Origin of the sequence: Microcoleus sp. Z1_A1 (genome assembly GCF_036700305.1) — a bacterium.
Classification (GTDB): Bacteria; Cyanobacteriota; Cyanobacteriia; order Cyanobacteriales; family Microcoleaceae; genus Microcoleus.
Genome location: NZ_JAUBOR010000006.1, coordinates 53,931 through 71,464 on the forward strand (window position 1 = coordinate 53,931; position 17,534 = coordinate 71,464).

A 17,534-nucleotide genomic window follows, 5' to 3' on the forward strand; every position below is an offset into this window, starting at 1 on the left:
GGCGATTCTCCCTCGCGCTGGGCAGAAATAGCAGAAAAGAAACCGGGTTTCGGGGATAAATCTGAGGTTTGACGACCACACCTCCAGCCAGAAACCGGGTTTCTAACTTTGGGATCCCAGCTTGCTCAAAAAAAACAGGCGGGTAGTCGGGGCAGTTGTCGCTGTGCAGCAACGGATGCAGAACGGCTAATTTGAAACCGGAAGCTGTGTAGATCGCCGATCCCCACAGTTCTGACAGCTACAAGGTAGGATTGTCAGGAAAGCGTTCTATTAAAATCTATGCGTAAATGGGGATTTCTGCTACTAGCAAGTGTGTTGTTTGTGGCACCGTTGGCATCTTGTAGGGATCGATCGGCACAAACCGGACAAACAACAGCAACAACTGCAGCAGGCGGCAACTCGCAACAAGGTTCCAGCCGGATAGATACAATTATCAGCCGGGGCAAACTGATTTGTGGCATCAGTGGCGAACTGCCGGGTTTTAGCTTTGTAGACGAAAAAGGCAAATATTCGGGACTGGATGTGGATGTGTGCAGGGCTGTGGCGGCGGCAATATTTGACGATCCCGAAAAAGTCGAGTACCGAAAGCTCAATGCTAAAGATAGATTTACAGTTTTGCAGGCGGGAGAAATCGACATTCTCAGCCGAAATACCACCTACACCGCGAGTCGCGACAGCACTACCGGACTGGAATTTGCCCCGGTGATCTTTTATGACTCTCAAAGCATCATGGTCAAAAAAGACAGCGGCATCAAAAGTTTAAAAGATTTTGCGGGCAAATCTATCTGCGTGCAGACAGGTACGAGCACCGAACAAAATTTGTCCGACCAAATGCGAAAATTAGGAATTAAATACACTCCTGTGGTGTTTGAAGATGTGAATGCTACCTTTGCTACCTATCAAGAAGGTCGCTGTCAAGGTGTTACTGCCGATCGATCGCAACTTGTTTCTAAGCGGACAACTCTGCCGAATTCCGAGAATAATGTTGTTTTGCCGATCGTGATGTCAAAAGAACCATTAGCCCCAGCGGTGAAAAGCGGCGATCCTAAATGGGCTGATGCGGTGAGATGGATCGTTTTCGCGGCGATTGAAGCTGAAGATTTGGGAATTAATTCAGGAAATGTAGACCAAATTGTGGCAAGCACTACAGACCCGAACATCAAACGTTTGCTAGGAACAGAAGGAGATTTAGGTAAAGGTTTCGGACTCCCGAACGACTACGCCGTCCGCGTTGTGAAGAAAGTGGGGAATTACGGGGAAATGTACGATCGCAACCTCGGCCCCAAAAGTACACTCAAGTTAGAACGGGGTCAAAACAGACTCTGGAAAGATGGCGGTTTGCTTTACTCGCCGCCATTCCGCTAGTAAAGCTATGTAGGGTGCGTGACGGTAAAAATCCCGATCCGCCAATCGAGTAACTATCAAGTCACGCACCAAAGCTATGTAGAGTGCGTGACTTGAAAAATCCCGATCGCCAATCGAGTAACTATCAAGTCATATCAAATCCGGTAGCATCGGAATAATTCATCTCTGTATTCTCTCCCTCTGCGTTCTCTGCGCCCTCTGCGGTTAAATAATTCCGATGCAACCGGAAACGATATCACGCACCAAAGCTCAATCTCGCCTGGATTTGCCAGCAGATTTATCAAATATAATTTAAGTTATGAACCCAGAACCTCAACCGGGCAAAGCCCAGAGATTTCCCAATTTTAAAGATATATCAAAACTGCTGCGGGACGATCGCTTCTGGAAAATAGCCGTACAGGCGATCGCCCTAATTTTAGTAATAATTGTTATCGCCATTCTCGCGGACAATCTCAGTGCCAATTACTCGCAACTGGGGATTGCATTTGGATTTGACTTTCTCAATTCCCAAGCATCCTTTGACATCGGCGAAAGCGTGATTCCCTACAGTCCCGAAAATAGTTACAGACAAGCTTATTTTGTCGGTTTAATTAATTCGCTGCGGGTGATGGGTCTCGGCATTATTTTTGCAACAGTTGCGGGTTTGACTGTAGGAATTGCGCGCCTTTCCGACAATTGGCTGCTGCGGAGTTTGGCTGGTTTGTACGTAGAAATTTTGCGAAATACGCCGTTATTGCTGCAATTATTTTTCTGGTATTTTGCCGTTTTCATTTCCCTGCCAAAACTCGAAGACAATCAGCAGATGAGGGGGCCGATTTACTTGACAAATCGCGGCATTGCTGTACCAACAGCGGTGGCTTTGCCGGGTTTTGAGATTTGGTTGATTTTGCTAACTGTCGGAGTTTTGGCTGCCGCTGGGCTGTGGATGTGGCGGGCGCGGGTGATGTTGGAAGAAGCTAAGCCGGGAAGACAGTTGTTTTGGGCTCTAGGTGCGATCGGGCTAAGTGCAATCTTAGCTTGGATTATCACCAAAAATCTGCCTTTTCGTCTAGATGTTCCGCGCCTGACACCAACATTGCAACTCGAAGGAGGATTAAAATTCACTCCAGAATTTGCTGCCTTGGTGACAGGACTCAGCTTGTATACTGGCAGTTACATTGCAGAAATTGTGCGGGCCGGAATTCAGTCAGTATCGAAAGGCCAGTGGGAAGCGGGAAAGTCTTTGGGGCTGAAGTCTGGAACAATGATGCGGATGGTAATTTTACCGCAAGCTTTGCGGGTGATTGTGCCGCCTTTAACCAGTCAGTATCTGAATTTAGCTAAGAATTCGAGTTTAGCGGTTGCGGTTGCTTATCCCGACGTTTATTTTGTGGTGGGATCTCCGACGTTGAATCAGACCGGTCGGGCGATCGAAGCAATGTTAATTATCATGGTAACATATCTAACAATTAGTTTGATAGTTTCTCTGTTCATGAATTGGTACAATAAAACTGTACAAATCAAGGAAAGGTAAATAGTTGAAATTTAATCTATTTTAATTGGAATCAAAGGAGAGCGCGTTAAATGGCGTACAGTGACTTTAGCTGAGACCGAGTAACGAAAACTTGTGAATTGACGACTAAACAATAATAAAAATAACCAACAACAACTATCTTTTTTTTGCTAGTATCAAACTTGAGGAACATCAAATGACACAAGAATTAATTGCTCTTAGAAAAAGCATAGTGGAAGGAAGGTATACGGATGCTTTGGCAATAGTCGATGAGTTAGATGGAATGAGCAAACAGGCAATTTTGCGACAAATCCAATCTTTTTTAAATGTTTTGCTGATTCACTTGATTAAAAATCAAGTTGAACAGCGATTAACTGGTTCTTGGGCTAGTTCGATTCGCAATTCAATCAGAGAAATTAAGAAGGCAAATATTAAAGATAATAAAACATCTTATTACATCAATTCTGATGAATGGGAGAGTTTTATAGAGGAGGAGGTGATTGAGGATGCGATTGCAGAGGCGGCGGAGGAAGTATTGAATGGTATTTATAGTCAATTTCAACTTGCAGAGATGATGGATAGAAACCTGATTATTCAGACTGCTGTGAGGTTATTGAACTTGACTTATATCCATTCCGCCAAAGATTTACCAGCAGTGTTAGCCCAGCATTTAAGTCAGTTACCAGGTGGAGAAGATTGGATAAATCGGCGAAAATAAGTAGGATTTTTTTTAGCCTTGGCGATTGGAAATCGCGTCTACACAAACAAAACCCCTGGCGATTGGAAATCGCGTCTACACAAACAAAACCCGCCTACGCGGGTTAATAAAATATAGGATTGAAAACCGCTAGATGGAAACTCTCCCCATATTACCGCCCCCAGCCACCGAATCGCCTACCCCTTGGAATTGGGCGCGCAAAAATTTATTTAGTACCTGGTACAACAGCATTCTGACAGTAGTTTGCCTAATTATCGCCTTCCAAACTATTAAAGGAATTATCGTTTGGGCAACAACAAAAGCTCAATGGCGCGTATTAGAAGCCAACTTGCCACTATTTTTCGCAGGAAGATTTCCCCGCGAATCGTACTGGCGGCTGTGGATAGTAACGGCCATAATTGCCTTGTTGGGAGGATTAACTTGGGGAAACATTCAGCGGCAAGAACGTCTTTGGAATCCGCCTTTACTAATTATACTTGGTGCTGCAGTTGTGGGTGCTGTCATTTCGCCGATCGACTTAACATCTCGTTTTTACCTGCTAGCCAATATTATTGTAGCGGCTGCTAGCTATTGGACGGGGAGACAAATTAACCCTAAAATAATGAGTTGGATACCTGCAATGTGGGCTCTTTCCTTCCCCATAATTTTGTGGCTAATTAAAGGCGGGTTGGGTTTGACAGAAGTGTCAACAAATGATTGGGGCGGTTTAGTGCTGACGCTCTTTTTAGCAGTTATTAGTATTGTGCTTTCCTTTCCTTTGGGAGTATTGCTAGCACTCGGCAGACAAAGTTCTTTGCCCGTTGTGAGACTGTTATCAACATTATATATTGAAATTATTCGCGGTTTACCCTTAATTGGCATTTTGTTTTTAGGTCAAGTGATGCTGCAACTCTTCTTGCCGCCCGAATATCCGAAATTAGATAGAGTAATTAGAGCCATTGCTGGATTAACCTTATTTAGTGCGGCATACTTGGCGGAAAACGTGCGCGGTGGCTTGCAGGCCGTGCCCAGGGGACAAATAGAAGCAGCTAGGTCGATCGGACTCAATACACCCCTACTCACAATTCTCATTGTACTGCCTCAAGCACTGCGAATAGTCATTCCGGCGATCGGCGGTCAATTCATCGGATTATTTATGGATACTTCCCTGCTATCTCTATTCGGAATGTTAGAATTAATCGGAATATCCCGCGCAGTTTTAGCAAATCCATCCTATATCGGCAGATACGCCGAAGTTTACATATTCGTCGGCATCATTTATTGGATATTTTGCTACTCAATCTCCCTAGCAAGCCGCAAAATAGAACGAACTTTAGAAAAAAGTCATTAGTCCGCAGTCTGTAGGGGCGGGTTCACCAACAAAATATAACTCCCAACCCAAATATATATAAACCCGCCCCCTCCCAACCCAAATATATATAAACCCCCCTCCGCTGAAGTAGTCAACAGTCATCAGGCAATAATTATCCGTCATTATTTAAAGGACAAACTATGCAAACTAAACCCACAACCCCAGAACAGGTAATCGTAGCAGAAAACGTCCACAAATGGTACGGACAATTTCACGTACTGCGAGGCGTCAGCATGACCGTAAACCGAGGTGAAGTGGTTGTGGTGATGGGGCCATCTGGTTCGGGAAAATCGACGTTTATTCGCACATTCAACGCCTTAGAAGAATACCAACAAGGTAAAATTACGATCGACGGAATCGAACTTTCCCACGACTTACGCAACATCGAGACAATCCGCCGCGAAGTAGGAATGGTGTTTCAGCAATTCAACCTATTTCCCCACTTATCAGTCTTGGAAAATGTCATGCTAGCGCCAGTATGGGTGCGCCGCTGGCCAAAGAAAAAAGCCGAAGAAGTGGCAATGCAACTCTTAGAAAGAGTGGGCATTTTGGAACAAGCAAAAAAATATCCCGGACAGTTGTCTGGAGGACAGCAGCAGCGGGTCGCTATTGCACGTTCTCTAGCAATGCAGCCTAAAATCATGCTGTTTGATGAACCGACATCAGCATTAGACCCGGAGATGGTGCGGGAAGTTTTAGATGTAATGCGAAATTTGGCTCAAACAGGAATTACAATGGTGGTGGTGACTCACGAAGTTGGGTTTGCGCGCGAAGTTGCCGATCGCATTGTATTGATGGATGGCGGTGTTTTAGTGGAAGAAGCCCAACCAGAAGAGTTTTTTCAGAACCCGAAGGAAGAACGCACCCGCAAGTTTTTATCTCAGATACTGTAACAGATTTTCAAGTGTAGTCGGTGGGTTTGGCGACGGTCGCAGCCGTCAAAATAGACATAATTAAGGTAAAATAAAAGAGTGTACAATCAGTCTCTATTTTGCTGAGATAGCTTGCAATGCCATCCACAAAAACTCTGCCGTTAGTTAAAGACTCGGAACGCCTAGAAAGTCGCCTCAAAGAAATCCCGGCGGTTCCTGGTGTATATTTAATGCGAGACGAGAGCGATCGCATCCTTTACATCGGCAAATCCAAAAAACTCCGAAACCGCGTCCGTTCCTACTTCCGCGAAAGCCAAAATCTCAGTCCCCGCATCGCGATGATGGTGCAGCAAGTGCGCGAAATAGAATTCATCGCCACCGATACAGAAGCGGAAGCTTTAGCATTAGAAGCAAACCTCGTAAAACAGCACCAACCTTACTTTAATGTACTCCTCAAAGATGATAAAAAATATCCTTATTTGTGCATCACTTGGTCGGAGGAATACCCGCGCATTTTTATCACCCGCAAACGCCGCGCCGGTAGTGCAAAAGACCGCTACTACGGCCCCTACGTCGATACAGGGGCACTGAGGAGTACGCTGCATTTAATTAAGCGAATTTTCCCCCTGCGGCAGCGCCCTCAACCGCTATTTAAAGACCGTCCTTGTTTGAACTACGACATCGGGCGCTGCGTTGGCGTTTGTCAAGGGTTAACTTCGCCTGAAGAATACCGGAAAATAATCCAAAAAGTAGCGATGATTTTCCAGGGAAGAACTCAGGAATTGCTCGACTTGTTAGCGCCGCAAATGGAACAAGCTGCCGAAGATTTAAACTTTGAAACGGCGGCGCGCATTCGCGATCAAATTAAGGGTTTGCAGTCTTTGAGTGCGGGTCAAAAAGTGTCTTTGCCCGACGATACGGTTTCCAGAGATGCGATCGCACTTGCGGCCGACACCCAGCACGCTTGCGTCCAATTGTTCCAAATTCGCGCCGGTCAACTGGTCGGAAGATTGGGATTTATGGCGGAAATACCCTCCCAACCCAGGGCGGGTACGGGGGCACCGCCCCTACAAGCGGGGGGGCAAGAGTTATCTCAATCTCTTGTAAAAGATGGGCAAGAGTTATCTGAACTTTCTCTTTCCTCCCCCCCTTGGCAAGGGGGGGAACGAGGGGGGGTAGAGGCCGGAGCGATTTTACAGCGGGTGTTGGAAGAACACTATCAAAATGTTGAATCCGTAGAAATTCCCAGCGAAATTTCTGTGCAGTATGAATTGCCAGAAGCGGAAATATTAGCAGATTGGTTGAGCAACCGTAAGGGGCGAAAAGTTACCATTTTGACTCCGCAGCGGCAAACTAAGGCTGAGTTGATTGAGATGGTGGAACGCAATGCTGAGTATGAATTGGCGAGAATGCAAAGATTGAGCGATCGCAATTCTCAAGCAATGGAAGATTTAGCAGAAATTCTCGATTTGCCAGAAGTTCCTCGCCGCATTGAAGGTTACGATATTTCTCACATTCAAGGTTCTGACGCCGTAGCTTCCCGCGTGGTATTTATTGACGGTTTGCCCGCCAATCAACACTACCGCCATTACAAAATTAAAAATCCTGAAATTAAATCGGGTCATTCTGATGATTTTGCTAGTTTAGCAGAAGTTATCGGTCGCCGATTCCGAGGATTGAAGGAAGAAGAAAGTTCGGCAACGGATTTTATAACGGATAGAACGAATAAGGAAGAAGAATTTAGCGATTTAGGAAAATCGAAAAAAATCAGCAATTTATCCTCCGTTTCTCGTACTATCTCGGACAAACCCGACTTAATTATGATAGATGGCGGCAAAGGTCAACTGTCAGCAGTTGTGGCTGTTTTGCGGGAGATGAATTTGCTAGAAGAGTTGCGCGTTGTCAGTTTGGCAAAGCAGCGAGAGGAGATATTTTTGCCGGGGGAATCTTTGCCGCTGCCAACTAATTCTGAGCAGCCGGGGGTACAATTATTGCGCCGGGTGCGGGATGAGGCGCACAGGTTTGCTGTGAGTTTTCACCGCGATCGCAGAAGCGAGAGAATGAAGCGATCGCGCCTTGATGAAATTCCCGGATTGGGACACCACCGACAAAAACAATTGTTGGCACATTTTCGGTCGATCGACTATCTCCGTTTAGCGACTCCCGAACAGTTGGCAGAAGTTTCTGGGATTGGGCCGCGTCTGGCGCAGCAAGTTTACGATTATTTCCATCCGTAAAGCCTTACCCAGCATCGGAGACGGGGATTTTTGGGTTGAGGGGGCGATCGGGCAGCAAGTCCCGATTCAGCCACTGTGAGGGAGGTATTCAAAAATTTTGCACAGGCCTATTGCAATCCCCAGAGACTTGTGGTATGTTTAGTTTCTGTGCGCGGGCATAGTTTAGTGGTAAAACTTTAGCCTTCCAAGCTAACTATGCGGGTTCGATTCCCGCTGCCCGCTTGCGTCTATAAAAACCTAGAACCCTTGAGAAATCAAGGGTTTTGGCGTTTCTAGGGCTTAGCCTCTATGGTTGCACAAGGCGTTTTGGAGACAATTTGGAGACAATTTGGAGACAAAGACGGGCTGTTTGGAGACAAATTGGAGACAAATTGGAGACAATTTTGGAGACAATTTTGGAGACAATCAAGTCCCTGTGTGTGCCAATATGTCCAAAACTGCCTTCATATCATCCATGTCAGCCTTCGACCTTTCGCGCTGCGCTCTCAACTGGTTGAGCAAGTCGGCTGGCTCTGGAAAATCTGCGACGGTCGGAGCCAAGTTTTTATTTGCTTCTCGATCGCGCTGCACTTCCTTGAGCTCTTGCTCCAACATCTGAACCTTCAGCCCTAAATCGCCGTTGCGCTCGTGTAACTGATTCAGTTCTTTATCCCATTCTGCAAGCTGCTTGTTGGCCGCTTTCAATTCCTGCCTGAGTGATTCATCGTTGCCGTCACTCAGGCACTCAATTTTCCCAAGCGTTCTTCAATCCCTGCTAACTTAGCCGCTAGCAGAGTGTCTAGTTTATTGTCTAGCAGTTTGTCTAGCACTGGTTCGATGTCCGAAATTTCGGACACTTGTGTTTGAGGTTGGGTTAGCGGCGCCGCTATTGCTTGGTTGGCCGCTTGCTCTAAAGTTCGCACTACCCAAGCATTGACGCTCAAACCCTCTGCGGCTGCGACATCTTTAATGGTTTCGAGCAAGTCTCGGCGGCCGTCCAATCTCAAGTTAAGCTGGCATCTGTCTGTCATGTCTAGTACCTGTCTAGTGATTGTCTAGTTAGATACTAGCACCTTGTCTAGTCATTGTCTAGTGATTGTCTAGTTAGATGCTAGCACCTGTCTAGTAGTCGTCTAGTGATTGTCTAGTTAGATGCTAGCACCTGTCTAGTAGTCGTCTAGTTGGTTAGCACCGAGTTGTTCCAGACGTTCTTCAATGACAGTTATTCGTTGAATTAGTGGGGCAATGCGATCGGATATCAGTAGGTCTACACTTTTGGCGGTCACTGTAGACACGAGGCTTGTGTCACTCTCTGTAGCCACCGCTGTAGACGTGCCTGAGACTTCCTTGAGAATGCGTTGTGCAGCTTGACTTACTGACTCACCCTCTAGTCTCTGAGCTTCTATCCAGTTCAGAAAGTGACCGGAAGCCCTGAACGATACGACTTGACTTTGACTCATTGTAGACACCTGTATACAGTATTTGTCTACAATAAATGATGTCTGTCTACACTGTCAACATTTTGTCTACAAGGCTAGTAGACATAAAGCCTACTAGCAGCGGTTTTTGGCTCAAACCAGACTTAAAGCTTCATCAGGTCAGAAGGTTCAAACTCGAATTGCCGAACGTTTCTGACAGGCTTATCGAACCTGACCAAGTAGCTAGTGCTACCACGGCTGCTGTAGATATTGTCCACGACCTCGCCTCGTGCTCCTTGATAGAGACCGCCGACATCCTTGACCACAACCCGATCGCCTATCTCAAAAGTTCTAGGCTTCTTGGCAGAGGTTGCTGTAGATTTAGCGGTTTCTGTAGTACAGCTCATCATTAATGTTTCTGAGTTTTCTAAAGATGCCGATTTTGTGTCCACAGTGTCCACACTTGCACTCAAAGTGTTGTCTAGTAAGGGTTTAAATGTGTGGACACTGGTGTCCACAGTGAGCCCACACTTGTCCACACTTTTGTCGTTATCTGCCTCTTTAAGTGTGGACACTGTGGACACCGTGAATAGGGAAGTGTGGACACGTGTATCGCTTTCTGCGTCATGGTTTGACGCTACTGTGGACACTGTGGACTGTGGACACAGGGTAAATGAAATTCTTTGACCTTTTGTTGTAGTCTCCCCATACTTCATCTCGACCAACTCTGCAAACCATTCTTGAATTTGCTGCTTGCTAGGTCGATGTTTGGCATTGAAAGCTAGGGTGACATCCCGTGCAGAAACTGTCCCACCCTTGGCTTCTGCCAGAGCGAGAATTTTTACTAAATTAGGGGCCAGTGCAGTTCGATCGGAGAATTCTGTGTAGAGCACGTCAATCTGGTTTGCGGTGAAAACCACAAATTTAACTGCTGCTCGCACAATACTTTTTGGGATGCGGGGCGTGACGGGTTGGTCGTTAAAAATACAGTTGAGTGTGTGAAGGACTCCGGCAAGCTTTCCCACTTTTTCCGGCGCCTTGCCAATCATCGCCCGTTTACCTTGCATAGGTTCTGCAACCCGCTTATCCTCTGCCTTGTTGTAAAACTCTGTAAAGTAGCGTTTGGCGTCGGGTTCTAGCTCTAGTTTTAGTGCTGGCAGTGCATCAATCTTTTGGTAAAGACTGCTAAGTATTGGAGTTAGATCAAAGCTTCCGCTGTCCTCTAGGGATAATTTCGATGCAGCCAGCGGTTGAATCACAAAATCGAACCGAGCAAACTTTCCGTTAGAGTCGCTGCAATCTTTGAGTAAGCTTGCGAGCACGTCGGGCTGAATTGTCCCGAACACTGACAGTAACAACCCGTCTAGGTCGGCTTTAACTCCCGACGCTCTTAGAACTGTGCTGCCTGTGCCGTTCCAAAATTCGAGTAAATCTTCATCGTCGGAACCTTTGCCACCCCGATACTGGTTTGCAGACTTAAACAGCCCCGCCAGTTCATCGCACCGATACATCAGCGCCTGATCGGGATGCTCAGCTACTTGATAGAGAATCCCCTCTCCTGTGGTCTTCGAGAAAGAGTAAAGTTTTTGGCGTGGTGGTTTTGGGGCAACACCTTTATCCTCTCCTTTTGCCGCTCTCCAACTTGCTAATTCCCTCTCGTAAGCTTCTTGTGCTTTTTCAAATTCCTTCCTTGCCTGTTCCCGCAATGGCTGCATCGGGCGATCAATAATTTCCCGCATGATGGGAGATTTTTTCTGGGAGGATTCAGCAACAATGCCAGCAAAATAATTAGGAGTGACGCGGTAGTTTGTGTCATTGCGGAGTTTGATTTCGCTCCCAACTTTAAAGAGGCTGGAAATTTGGGTCAGCAGAGTTGTGAGATAACACTCCGGTTTTAGGTTCAGCATTTTTGCCAGTTTTTCGATTGGCGCCGCTAAACCCACAGGGATGATTTCAGCAATATTTATCTGAGATTTTTTTGAGTCCAGGAGCCGTGTAACCTCTGCGGCCAAATCTTCCCTGTTGACCTCTTGCTCTAACTCTTGTTCACTGTCGCGGTAAATTTTCCAGACATCAGCCGGAGCCAGCCGATAAGTCTGAGCCAGCTCTGAGATTTTGATTTGAAGCTGCGACCTTTTTAAATCGGAGTCAAGCAGTTCGTCAATTTTGACCGCTAGTTCGGAAAGGTTGGGGACTTCAAACTTTGGATGACTGACAACTTTTTGCGCTTGCCGGGGAACTTCAAAAACTTTCTTCTCTCCGATCGCCGCTGTTATGTCGCTGACCGAAAGTTTCTCGTGCGTAATCCAGTCGAAAATATCGAGCCCGCCCTTCTCTGGCAAATTTTCCCAAGCTTTACTCTCTGGGAATGGGTAAAGCCACAAAGCATCAGGGAAGTGTTCGGCAACTTTCTCTGCGTGTTCGATTCCCTTTTTGTCCCGGTCAGGGACTATGACAATCAGCTTTGCACCTTGCAAGTCTAAGGAGTCGGTAAGTGTGAATTTACCGCCCCCGCCGATATTGGTAGTCGCAGCTAGCCCAAGCTTCCACAGTAAGTCAGCGCAAGGTTCACCCTCCACAAGGTAAATCGTTTCGTTGTTTGCGATCGCCTTTCTGATTTCGGCATAGCGGTAAACCGGGATATTGGCACGGGCAACCTTGTTTAAATCCTTATCTGTACCTAGCCCGTACAGCCATTGTTTTTTATCTTTATCCCAGCGTTGCTGCTTAATTTTCTTGTTACCCTCACCGTCATCAACCCGTTCTACACGTGCCAAAGGGGAACCATTGCGATCGGGATAGTCCCAGTAGCGAATACCTTTGGGTCGGATATCTTTGGTAGTTTTTTCTTTAAGAACGTACACACCGCAGCGGCTATCAGAACTTGTGCCGTCAAAGTGCCACAGGTCAGGCTGCTGAGTTTTGGTGTGGTCGAAGTTTTGATGGCAAAGAACCATCTTCCCGTCGTGGCTAATACGGCAGTCGCGGTCTTTGGTACGTCCACAGACCGGGCAAGGATTAGACTTGCTGCTGCTGATAAGATTTCCGCGAACACTTGTAACTTGACCGCCGATCGGAGTAGAATTGTTGTACACGAAATTTAGCTCGCCCACAGCGAGTTGAATGTGGATAGATGCAAAAGCCGTTCTTTCGAGTCGCCAAAACAAGAGAGGGACGGTTTTTTGCTGTGTGTATTTGTTGATTTTTTGAGCAACTAACAAGGTTGGCGACGCGCTCGTGTCGCCTAACCCCGATTGCACATTAGAGGATTAGGGAAATACTGGCCCCAGGTTACTGTTGCTATCCGACGGCATCTCTCTCACCTGTAGGCATAAGCGCTTCCCTTAATCCCTTTTTCTCAGCCGCAGAGCCAGGTTGACTTCACTTCGGACAAGCGCGCATTCTCATTATAGGAGTCTTGCGCCTTGACACAAACCGGAAACGTAAAAAAAACGTACCGAAAACGTACCAAAACTCACTCGTCGGGTTTAAAGGTAAAAGCATTAGACGAGTGAGTCAGAACAAGGCTTTCAGCGCCGCCAAGTCAGAGGGACTATTGTCCGAAATCTCGGACGGATTTTGCCGTGCCCTGACCACCCAAAACAGCATCCCACGGCCGAGGTTGTGGTTCCCCCGGTGTTGGTGTTGTCGGCACTGCTACCCCTAGCTGAGGCAATTGCAAGTCGTTGAGGTAGTAAGCGTACTGACTGTCCTCCCCCCGTTGCGGGTAAAACTTGCCGTTAGTTTTCCAGAAGAAGTCCTTGCCTCGCAGAACAGCCAGGACTAACTCTATTTCTGACTTAGTACCAGTCAATCTTAGGGCTGCTGTTGTTGGGATGTTTGGCTGTTTAGTCATTACTTTTCCCCCTCAAACTGATTGAGCAAATTTTGCAACTTGACCTTGCCTTCTGAGAATTTACGTCCTCCCATTTTGAGGACATTCTCAACAATCCAAGTCACAGACTTACCCGCTTCCCTCGACTTACAAACTTCCAAGTATATAGGGTAATCAGGAGAGTTGTAAGGGGAAGTTGTTTCCTGTAAGTCACTGCTGTATATAGCTTCCAGCGCTTGACGGCTGGCTTCCACGTCAACGCCAGGGGAAGTCAGGATAAGTTCTACTTCCTGCTGTCTTTGTTGCTGTGAAACGTAGACGCTGGCACTGATTTCGTCCTCTACATCTGCCTTAATTGCTCTCAGTTTCAATTCCTCAATTTCTCCCTCGTCTGCTAGTTGACGGGCGATATTTCCAGCGGAAACTGCACAAGCAATTGCAGCACACAAACTGACACCTTGCAGTGCTTTGTGAGTGTCTAGCTTTTTGTCTAGTGCTGCTAGTGGAGTCAGCCAGAGGACAACAGAGGACGCACTCAAAACGAACAGTTTTAGCTGCACGGTTTACCTCCTTCAATCAATTCGTCTAAGTGTCTGTCAATTTCCTCAGATGCAGCGTCCCAGTCTATCCCCTCACCCTTGTCAACGGCTTCCCAGATTAGATTCCAGCACCAAGTTTCAAACTCATAAAAGAGGTCTGTCGGGTCAGTATTGACCAACAGGTCTAACTCTTTTTTGCGTTTAGCTCGTACAAACTCTTCTGCGCTCTCTTCCTTTTTTTGAGCTACAAAAATTTTCAGCAATTCTTGTTTGTCAACTAGCAGATACAGTTTTCCATCTACGTTTAGCTGCATAGAAACACCCCCAAACCAATCAGCAACATCGCTAAACCACCAATTAAAACAGCCTGTAAGTCAGCCACTGAAATCTTAAGCAACTTACTCAGAGAGTAATCGAGCAACCAGCTCAAACCCCACGCAATCGCAATCGCTGCTAACAAGAATGAGACGGCTTTCATCGCCATTGGATGCAGACTCGCTATCCACCCTAAAAGGGAGAAAGCGACGCATCCGGCAACGAAGTAATTTGCCAGATACATCGCTTTCATTTAGTTAGTCCCTCCCGTGAGTTTGGCTTTAATTTCATCAATCCGAGTACGGGCATCGCTGTCAGCCTTATCAATTCCTAAACCCAGTCGGGCATATCCGGGACGCAAGCTGTGCAAGTGCTTAGCCAGTCGAGTGTCTGAGCGTTTTTTACCCAGTTCATTATCAGCCACAGCACCCTCATATTTGCGGTGATGCCGGTGAACTTTAGCATCGGCTTCTTCAACTTTTGCCAGTGCTTCATAGGCGCGTTTAGACTGTTTTGCACCGTCTGTTTGGTCTTTGGCTAAATCCTTCATTGCGTCCGCTTCTTCCTTGGTAAAGTAGCGCGGTGCTGGCACAACTGGCACACTACGGATGCTGGAAAAATTACCAGGATTTAGCGGTGTGATAACGCTTGTGTCAGTGCTTGCCAAAACTTTTGATTTGTCGATTGCGTGTCCGCCGTCGTTGCTGGCAGTGAGTTTTCCAGCATCAGAATTACCACCAAACAGTCGCAGTTGTAAGCTCATATTTTTGTCCCAATTTGAATGTTGATGCGAACAGGAGAGGGAAATAAGTTCAGGGGATTGATTTGTCGCCACATAGACATTGCCAGCACAAGCAGTCCCGCCGATGCGAGTGCGAGTGCGATGAGTTGCCCAAGGTCAACCCAGTCTAAAAAGCTGGTGGAAGTCTGGCGGGTGAAACCGCACACAGGGAACGAACCGTCGTTAGTCCAATCTAGGGTGTCTACACTTTCTAGAACTGTGTCTAGTGGTGCAGTCAAGGTATACAAGCAGTCGAACTGCTTGCGACTACTTGCGACTGTTTCACTTGTGTCTAGTGGTATGTCTAGCACTGCGTCTACACTGTCTACAATCGCTGTGTCAAGCAGTTCAGACACTGCGTCTACACTTCCTAGAAATGTGTCTAGTGGTGCAGTCAAGGTATACAAGCAGTCGAACTGCTTGCGACTACTTGCGACTGTTTCACTTGTGTCTAGTGGTATGTCTAGCATTGTGTCTACACTGTCTACAATCGCTGTGTCAAGCAGTTCAGACACTGCGTCTACACTTCCTAGAAATGTGTCTAGTGGTGCAGTCAAGGTATACAAGCAGTCGAACTGCTTGCGACTACTTGCGACTGTTTCACTTGTGTCTAGTGGTATGTCTAGCGCTGTGTCTACACTGTCTACAATCGCTGTGTCAAGCAGTTCAGACACTGCGTCTACACTTCCTAGAAATGTGTCTAGTGGTATATCTAGCACTGCGTCTACACTGTCTACACTCGCTGTGTCAAGCAGTTCGCCGTCAACCAGGTACAGTTCTAGCAGCGCTTCCCACGTAGCAGTTTTGCTGAGTTTCCCGAACTGTCTGGCGTCTTCATTGGTGAAGCCACGGTCATAGGCGATAGCCTTTAATTGGTCAATGCGACGGTAGCTGACGGTAGGTTTAGTCATGGCAAAACCCCGTCAACTCAATCATTAAGAGTTGCGATCGTCCGCAAAGACAACCGTCTAAAAATGTCATAATTTATCGGCTCCAACCGTTGTACCTGAACGTTTGGGGAAGTCGTGGTTTGGCTAGCATTGCAAGTGCTCGTCAACCGCGCATCAATCTTCCTTAGTTACTCACGATTGCAGACTTCCACTTCCTTGTCAACACAGAAAGTGTAAAGTTTTATATCCCAAAAGTTGCCCCTAGAATCAACATCCTAACAGCATCAAAGCGGGCGTAAATGCTCCAAAATCTTGCCGTCTAAATACACAGCATTAATTACCCTTTCCGACGTATCACACCATTTAGCAACAACCGCACTCGGTACACCCTTGCCAACCTGTTCGCTAATAAAAGTATCCCGGCAAGAGTAGGGGGTAGTTGTCTTAGAACCCTGTTCATGTTGCCTGGTTTTTTCAGTAATCGGGTCAACCAATTTATGCCATACCTGTTTACTGAAATTGTTGTAATTAATCGCCCCGCCCTTAATAGGTGATGGAAATACCAACCTATCCTTGTCAGTCAGATTTTGTGGCTTGATACCTTTCAACAACCGAACCAGTTCTTGATTGCAAGGAAATTTACGTCGCTTATTGTTTTTACTGCCGTCAACCCTTGTCTCCTTACCGCTTGGGTGCTGTATACTCCCATTGAACACAATGTGAGAAAAGTCAGTAGCAATGTCAGACCACCTCAACCCAACAGCTTCAGATGGACGGCATCCAGTCAGCAGCCAGAACTGCACCATCGGGTAGTAAAAACAAAACTTTTGCCCCGTTTCTCCCCTCCCATTCCAAGTCCCTCTGTGATTCTTAAAAGCCTCCAATACCAGCTCTTTTTCTTCTGCCGTAAATGCGTTCGGTTCCGGGTCGCTTTCCCAGTTATGTTTAGGCAATTCTGCTGCTAGCCCCTCGAACGGGGATACAGTCAAGCTCTTGACAATCTTGAACTTAATTCCCTATTTAACCGCTGCATTTAGGTGAGTCAAAATCCTTTTGGTCATGCTGTTGGTCGTATCCTCCAATAGCCAAGCGCGTACCTGCAAAGCGCAGTCCTCTGATAGAGGCTGGTAGGGGCAACGGTCAACATAGCTTTGAATGCCTGTTACCAAGTAGTTAAAAGTTGTGGCCTTGAGTGCTGGTTTCTTGAATTCCAAGTATTTAGCAAACAGCTTAGTCAGTGTCAGTTCAGGCTTAGGCTTGACCGTCTCAATAACAGTCAGGTGAGTCTGTGACTTGTACTTTTTGAGTGTGGGGTCAAACCGCTCAAACTTGATATCAGATTCAATCAACTGTGCCTTAGCTTCTGCTAGTTCCCAGTTTTCAGGGGTATCTGCCAGATTTAGGTAAAAGTGTTTGCGTTCGCCGCCATAAAGATGTCTGGGTAGTTGCAACCTTAGTCTGCCACTGCGAGTCTGGATAACAACCGATCCTTTTTTTGCCCGATCGGGAGAGTCAACCATAATTTTGTCTCCAACTTCAATGCAACCAAGATACTACTTTTGGAGACAAATTGGAGACAAAATTAGAGACAAAGTATTTGTTAAACACACAACGCCTTACTACATAAGGGGCTTAGCGCTTACCCCCTAGCGCCTTCCAAGCTAACTATGCGGGTTCGATTCCCGCTGCCCGCTTATGTCTATAAAAACCTCAAACCAACGATAAATCAACGGTTTGAGGTT

18 protein-coding genes and 1 tRNA gene are annotated in these 17,534 nt (G+C 46.6%); 7 read left to right on the forward strand and 12 right to left on the reverse strand.

Annotated elements, in window-relative coordinates; genetic code table 11:
• Window positions 1–279 precede the first annotated feature (279 nt).
• From QT973_RS05540 to QT973_RS05570, 7 genes are all read left to right on the forward strand, one after another.
• Window positions 280–1,365, forward strand: coding sequence for an amino acid ABC transporter substrate-binding protein (locus QT973_RS05540; protein WP_333058036.1), 1,086 nt, complete (start codon window positions 280–282; stop codon window positions 1,363–1,365).
• Window positions 1,366–1,663: 298 nt separating this feature from the next.
• Window positions 1,664–2,878 (forward strand): ABC transporter permease subunit, encoded by a 1,215-nt coding sequence (locus tag QT973_RS05545; protein WP_333313965.1) that lies wholly within the window; start codon window positions 1,664–1,666, stop codon window positions 2,876–2,878.
• 175 nt (window positions 2,879–3,053) lie between these two features.
• Window positions 3,054–3,575, forward strand: a complete 522-nt coding sequence (locus tag QT973_RS05550; RefSeq protein WP_333058038.1) for a DUF29 family protein — start codon at window positions 3,054–3,056, stop codon at window positions 3,573–3,575.
• Between the two features lie 133 nt (window positions 3,576–3,708).
• Complete coding sequence (locus tag QT973_RS05555; protein WP_333058039.1) at window positions 3,709–4,905, forward strand: amino acid ABC transporter permease; 1,197 nt, start codon at window positions 3,709–3,711, stop codon at window positions 4,903–4,905.
• A gap of 161 nt (window positions 4,906–5,066) precedes the next feature.
• Window positions 5,067–5,819 (forward strand): amino acid ABC transporter ATP-binding protein, encoded by a 753-nt coding sequence (locus tag QT973_RS05560; RefSeq protein ID WP_333058040.1) that lies wholly within the window; start codon window positions 5,067–5,069, stop codon window positions 5,817–5,819.
• A 116-nt stretch (window positions 5,820–5,935) separates the two neighbouring features.
• Window positions 5,936–8,035: an excinuclease ABC subunit UvrC gene (gene uvrC / locus QT973_RS05565; RefSeq protein ID WP_333058042.1), complete on the forward strand. Its 2,100-nt coding sequence runs from the start codon at window positions 5,936–5,938 to the stop codon at window positions 8,033–8,035.
• 151 nt (window positions 8,036–8,186) lie between these two features.
• A tRNA-Gly gene (locus QT973_RS05570) sits at window positions 8,187–8,257 on the forward strand.
• A 183-nt stretch (window positions 8,258–8,440) separates the two neighbouring features.
• On the opposite strand, the gene QT973_RS05575 is transcribed toward QT973_RS05570, so the two are convergent.
• The 12 genes from QT973_RS05575 to QT973_RS05630 all read right to left on the reverse strand — a co-directional run bounded on the left by QT973_RS05575 (window position 8,441) and on the right by QT973_RS05630 (window position 17,312).
• Window positions 8,441–8,719, reverse strand: coding sequence for a flagellar alpha dynein (locus tag QT973_RS05575; protein WP_333058043.1), 279 nt, complete (start codon window positions 8,717–8,719; stop codon window positions 8,441–8,443).
• 32 nt (window positions 8,720–8,751) lie between these two features.
• Window positions 8,752–9,045, reverse strand: coding sequence for a hypothetical protein (locus QT973_RS05580; RefSeq protein ID WP_333058044.1), 294 nt, complete (start codon window positions 9,043–9,045; stop codon window positions 8,752–8,754).
• 135 nt (window positions 9,046–9,180) lie between these two features.
• Window positions 9,181–9,474: a hypothetical protein gene (locus tag QT973_RS05585; RefSeq protein WP_333058045.1), complete on the reverse strand. Its 294-nt coding sequence runs from the start codon at window positions 9,472–9,474 to the stop codon at window positions 9,181–9,183.
• Between the two features lie 122 nt (window positions 9,475–9,596).
• On the reverse strand, window positions 9,597–12,692 hold the full coding sequence (locus QT973_RS05590) for a DUF3987 domain-containing protein (protein WP_333231462.1): 3,096 nt from the start codon (window positions 12,690–12,692) through the stop codon (window positions 9,597–9,599).
• A 293-nt stretch (window positions 12,693–12,985) separates the two neighbouring features.
• Window positions 12,986–13,288: a hypothetical protein gene (locus tag QT973_RS05595; RefSeq protein ID WP_333058047.1), complete on the reverse strand. Its 303-nt coding sequence runs from the start codon at window positions 13,286–13,288 to the stop codon at window positions 12,986–12,988.
• A complete protein-coding gene (locus tag QT973_RS05600; protein ID WP_333058048.1) occupies window positions 13,288–13,827 on the reverse strand; it encodes a hypothetical protein in 540 nt (179 codons plus the stop codon). Before QT973_RS05600 ends, QT973_RS05595 begins: the two co-directional genes overlap by 1 nt.
• Entirely contained in the window at window positions 13,818–14,120 is a 303-nt protein-coding gene (locus tag QT973_RS05605) for a hypothetical protein (RefSeq protein ID WP_333058049.1), read from the reverse strand. The genes QT973_RS05600 and QT973_RS05605 overlap by 10 nt, the downstream gene beginning before the upstream one ends.
• Window positions 14,111–14,374: a hypothetical protein gene (locus tag QT973_RS05610; RefSeq protein WP_333058050.1), complete on the reverse strand. Its 264-nt coding sequence runs from the start codon at window positions 14,372–14,374 to the stop codon at window positions 14,111–14,113. Before QT973_RS05610 ends, QT973_RS05605 begins: the two co-directional genes overlap by 10 nt.
• Window positions 14,375–14,884, reverse strand: coding sequence for a hypothetical protein (locus QT973_RS05615; protein WP_333314523.1), 510 nt, complete (start codon window positions 14,882–14,884; stop codon window positions 14,375–14,377). It lies immediately after the preceding gene.
• Window positions 14,881–15,813 (reverse strand): hypothetical protein, encoded by a 933-nt coding sequence (locus tag QT973_RS05620; RefSeq protein WP_333390842.1) that lies wholly within the window; start codon window positions 15,811–15,813, stop codon window positions 14,881–14,883. Before QT973_RS05620 ends, QT973_RS05615 begins: the two co-directional genes overlap by 4 nt.
• Window positions 15,814–16,076: 263 nt before the next feature.
• Window positions 16,077–16,781: a tyrosine-type recombinase/integrase gene (locus QT973_RS05625; protein WP_333057077.1), complete on the reverse strand. Its 705-nt coding sequence runs from the start codon at window positions 16,779–16,781 to the stop codon at window positions 16,077–16,079.
• 27 nt (window positions 16,782–16,808) lie between these two features.
• On the reverse strand, window positions 16,809–17,312 hold the full coding sequence (locus QT973_RS05630) for an Arm DNA-binding domain-containing protein (RefSeq protein WP_333057079.1): 504 nt from the start codon (window positions 17,310–17,312) through the stop codon (window positions 16,809–16,811).
• Window positions 17,313–17,534 lie beyond the last annotated feature (222 nt).

Coding starts and splice junctions, on each gene's coding strand:
- QT973_RS05580 (WP_333058044.1), bottom strand. CDS start 9,045: ATGACAGACAGATGCCAGCTTAACTTGAGATTGGACGGCCGCCGAGAC.
- QT973_RS05555 (WP_333058039.1), top strand. CDS start 3,709: ATGGAAACTCTCCCCATATTACCGCCCCCAGCCACCGAATCGCCTACC.
- QT973_RS05620 (WP_333390842.1), bottom strand. CDS start 15,813: ATGACTAAACCTACCGTCAGCTACCGTCGCATTGACCAATTAAAGGCT.
- QT973_RS05615 (WP_333314523.1), bottom strand. CDS start 14,884: ATGAGCTTACAACTGCGACTGTTTGGTGGTAATTCTGATGCTGGAAAA.
- QT973_RS05605 (WP_333058049.1), bottom strand. CDS start 14,120: ATGCAGCTAAACGTAGATGGAAAACTGTATCTGCTAGTTGACAAACAA.
- QT973_RS05540 (WP_333058036.1), top strand. CDS start 280: ATGCGTAAATGGGGATTTCTGCTACTAGCAAGTGTGTTGTTTGTGGCA.
- QT973_RS05560 (WP_333058040.1), top strand. CDS start 5,067: ATGCAAACTAAACCCACAACCCCAGAACAGGTAATCGTAGCAGAAAAC.
- QT973_RS05550 (WP_333058038.1), top strand. CDS start 3,054: ATGACACAAGAATTAATTGCTCTTAGAAAAAGCATAGTGGAAGGAAGG.
- QT973_RS05595 (WP_333058047.1), bottom strand. CDS start 13,288: ATGACTAAACAGCCAAACATCCCAACAACAGCAGCCCTAAGATTGACT.
- QT973_RS05630 (WP_333057079.1), bottom strand. CDS start 17,312: ATGGTTGACTCTCCCGATCGGGCAAAAAAAGGATCGGTTGTTATCCAG.
- QT973_RS05610 (WP_333058050.1), bottom strand. CDS start 14,374: ATGAAAGCGATGTATCTGGCAAATTACTTCGTTGCCGGATGCGTCGCT.
- QT973_RS05545 (WP_333313965.1), top strand. CDS start 1,664: ATGAACCCAGAACCTCAACCGGGCAAAGCCCAGAGATTTCCCAATTTT.
- uvrC (WP_333058042.1), top strand. CDS start 5,936: ATGCCATCCACAAAAACTCTGCCGTTAGTTAAAGACTCGGAACGCCTA.
- QT973_RS05585 (WP_333058045.1), bottom strand. CDS start 9,474: ATGAGTCAAAGTCAAGTCGTATCGTTCAGGGCTTCCGGTCACTTTCTG.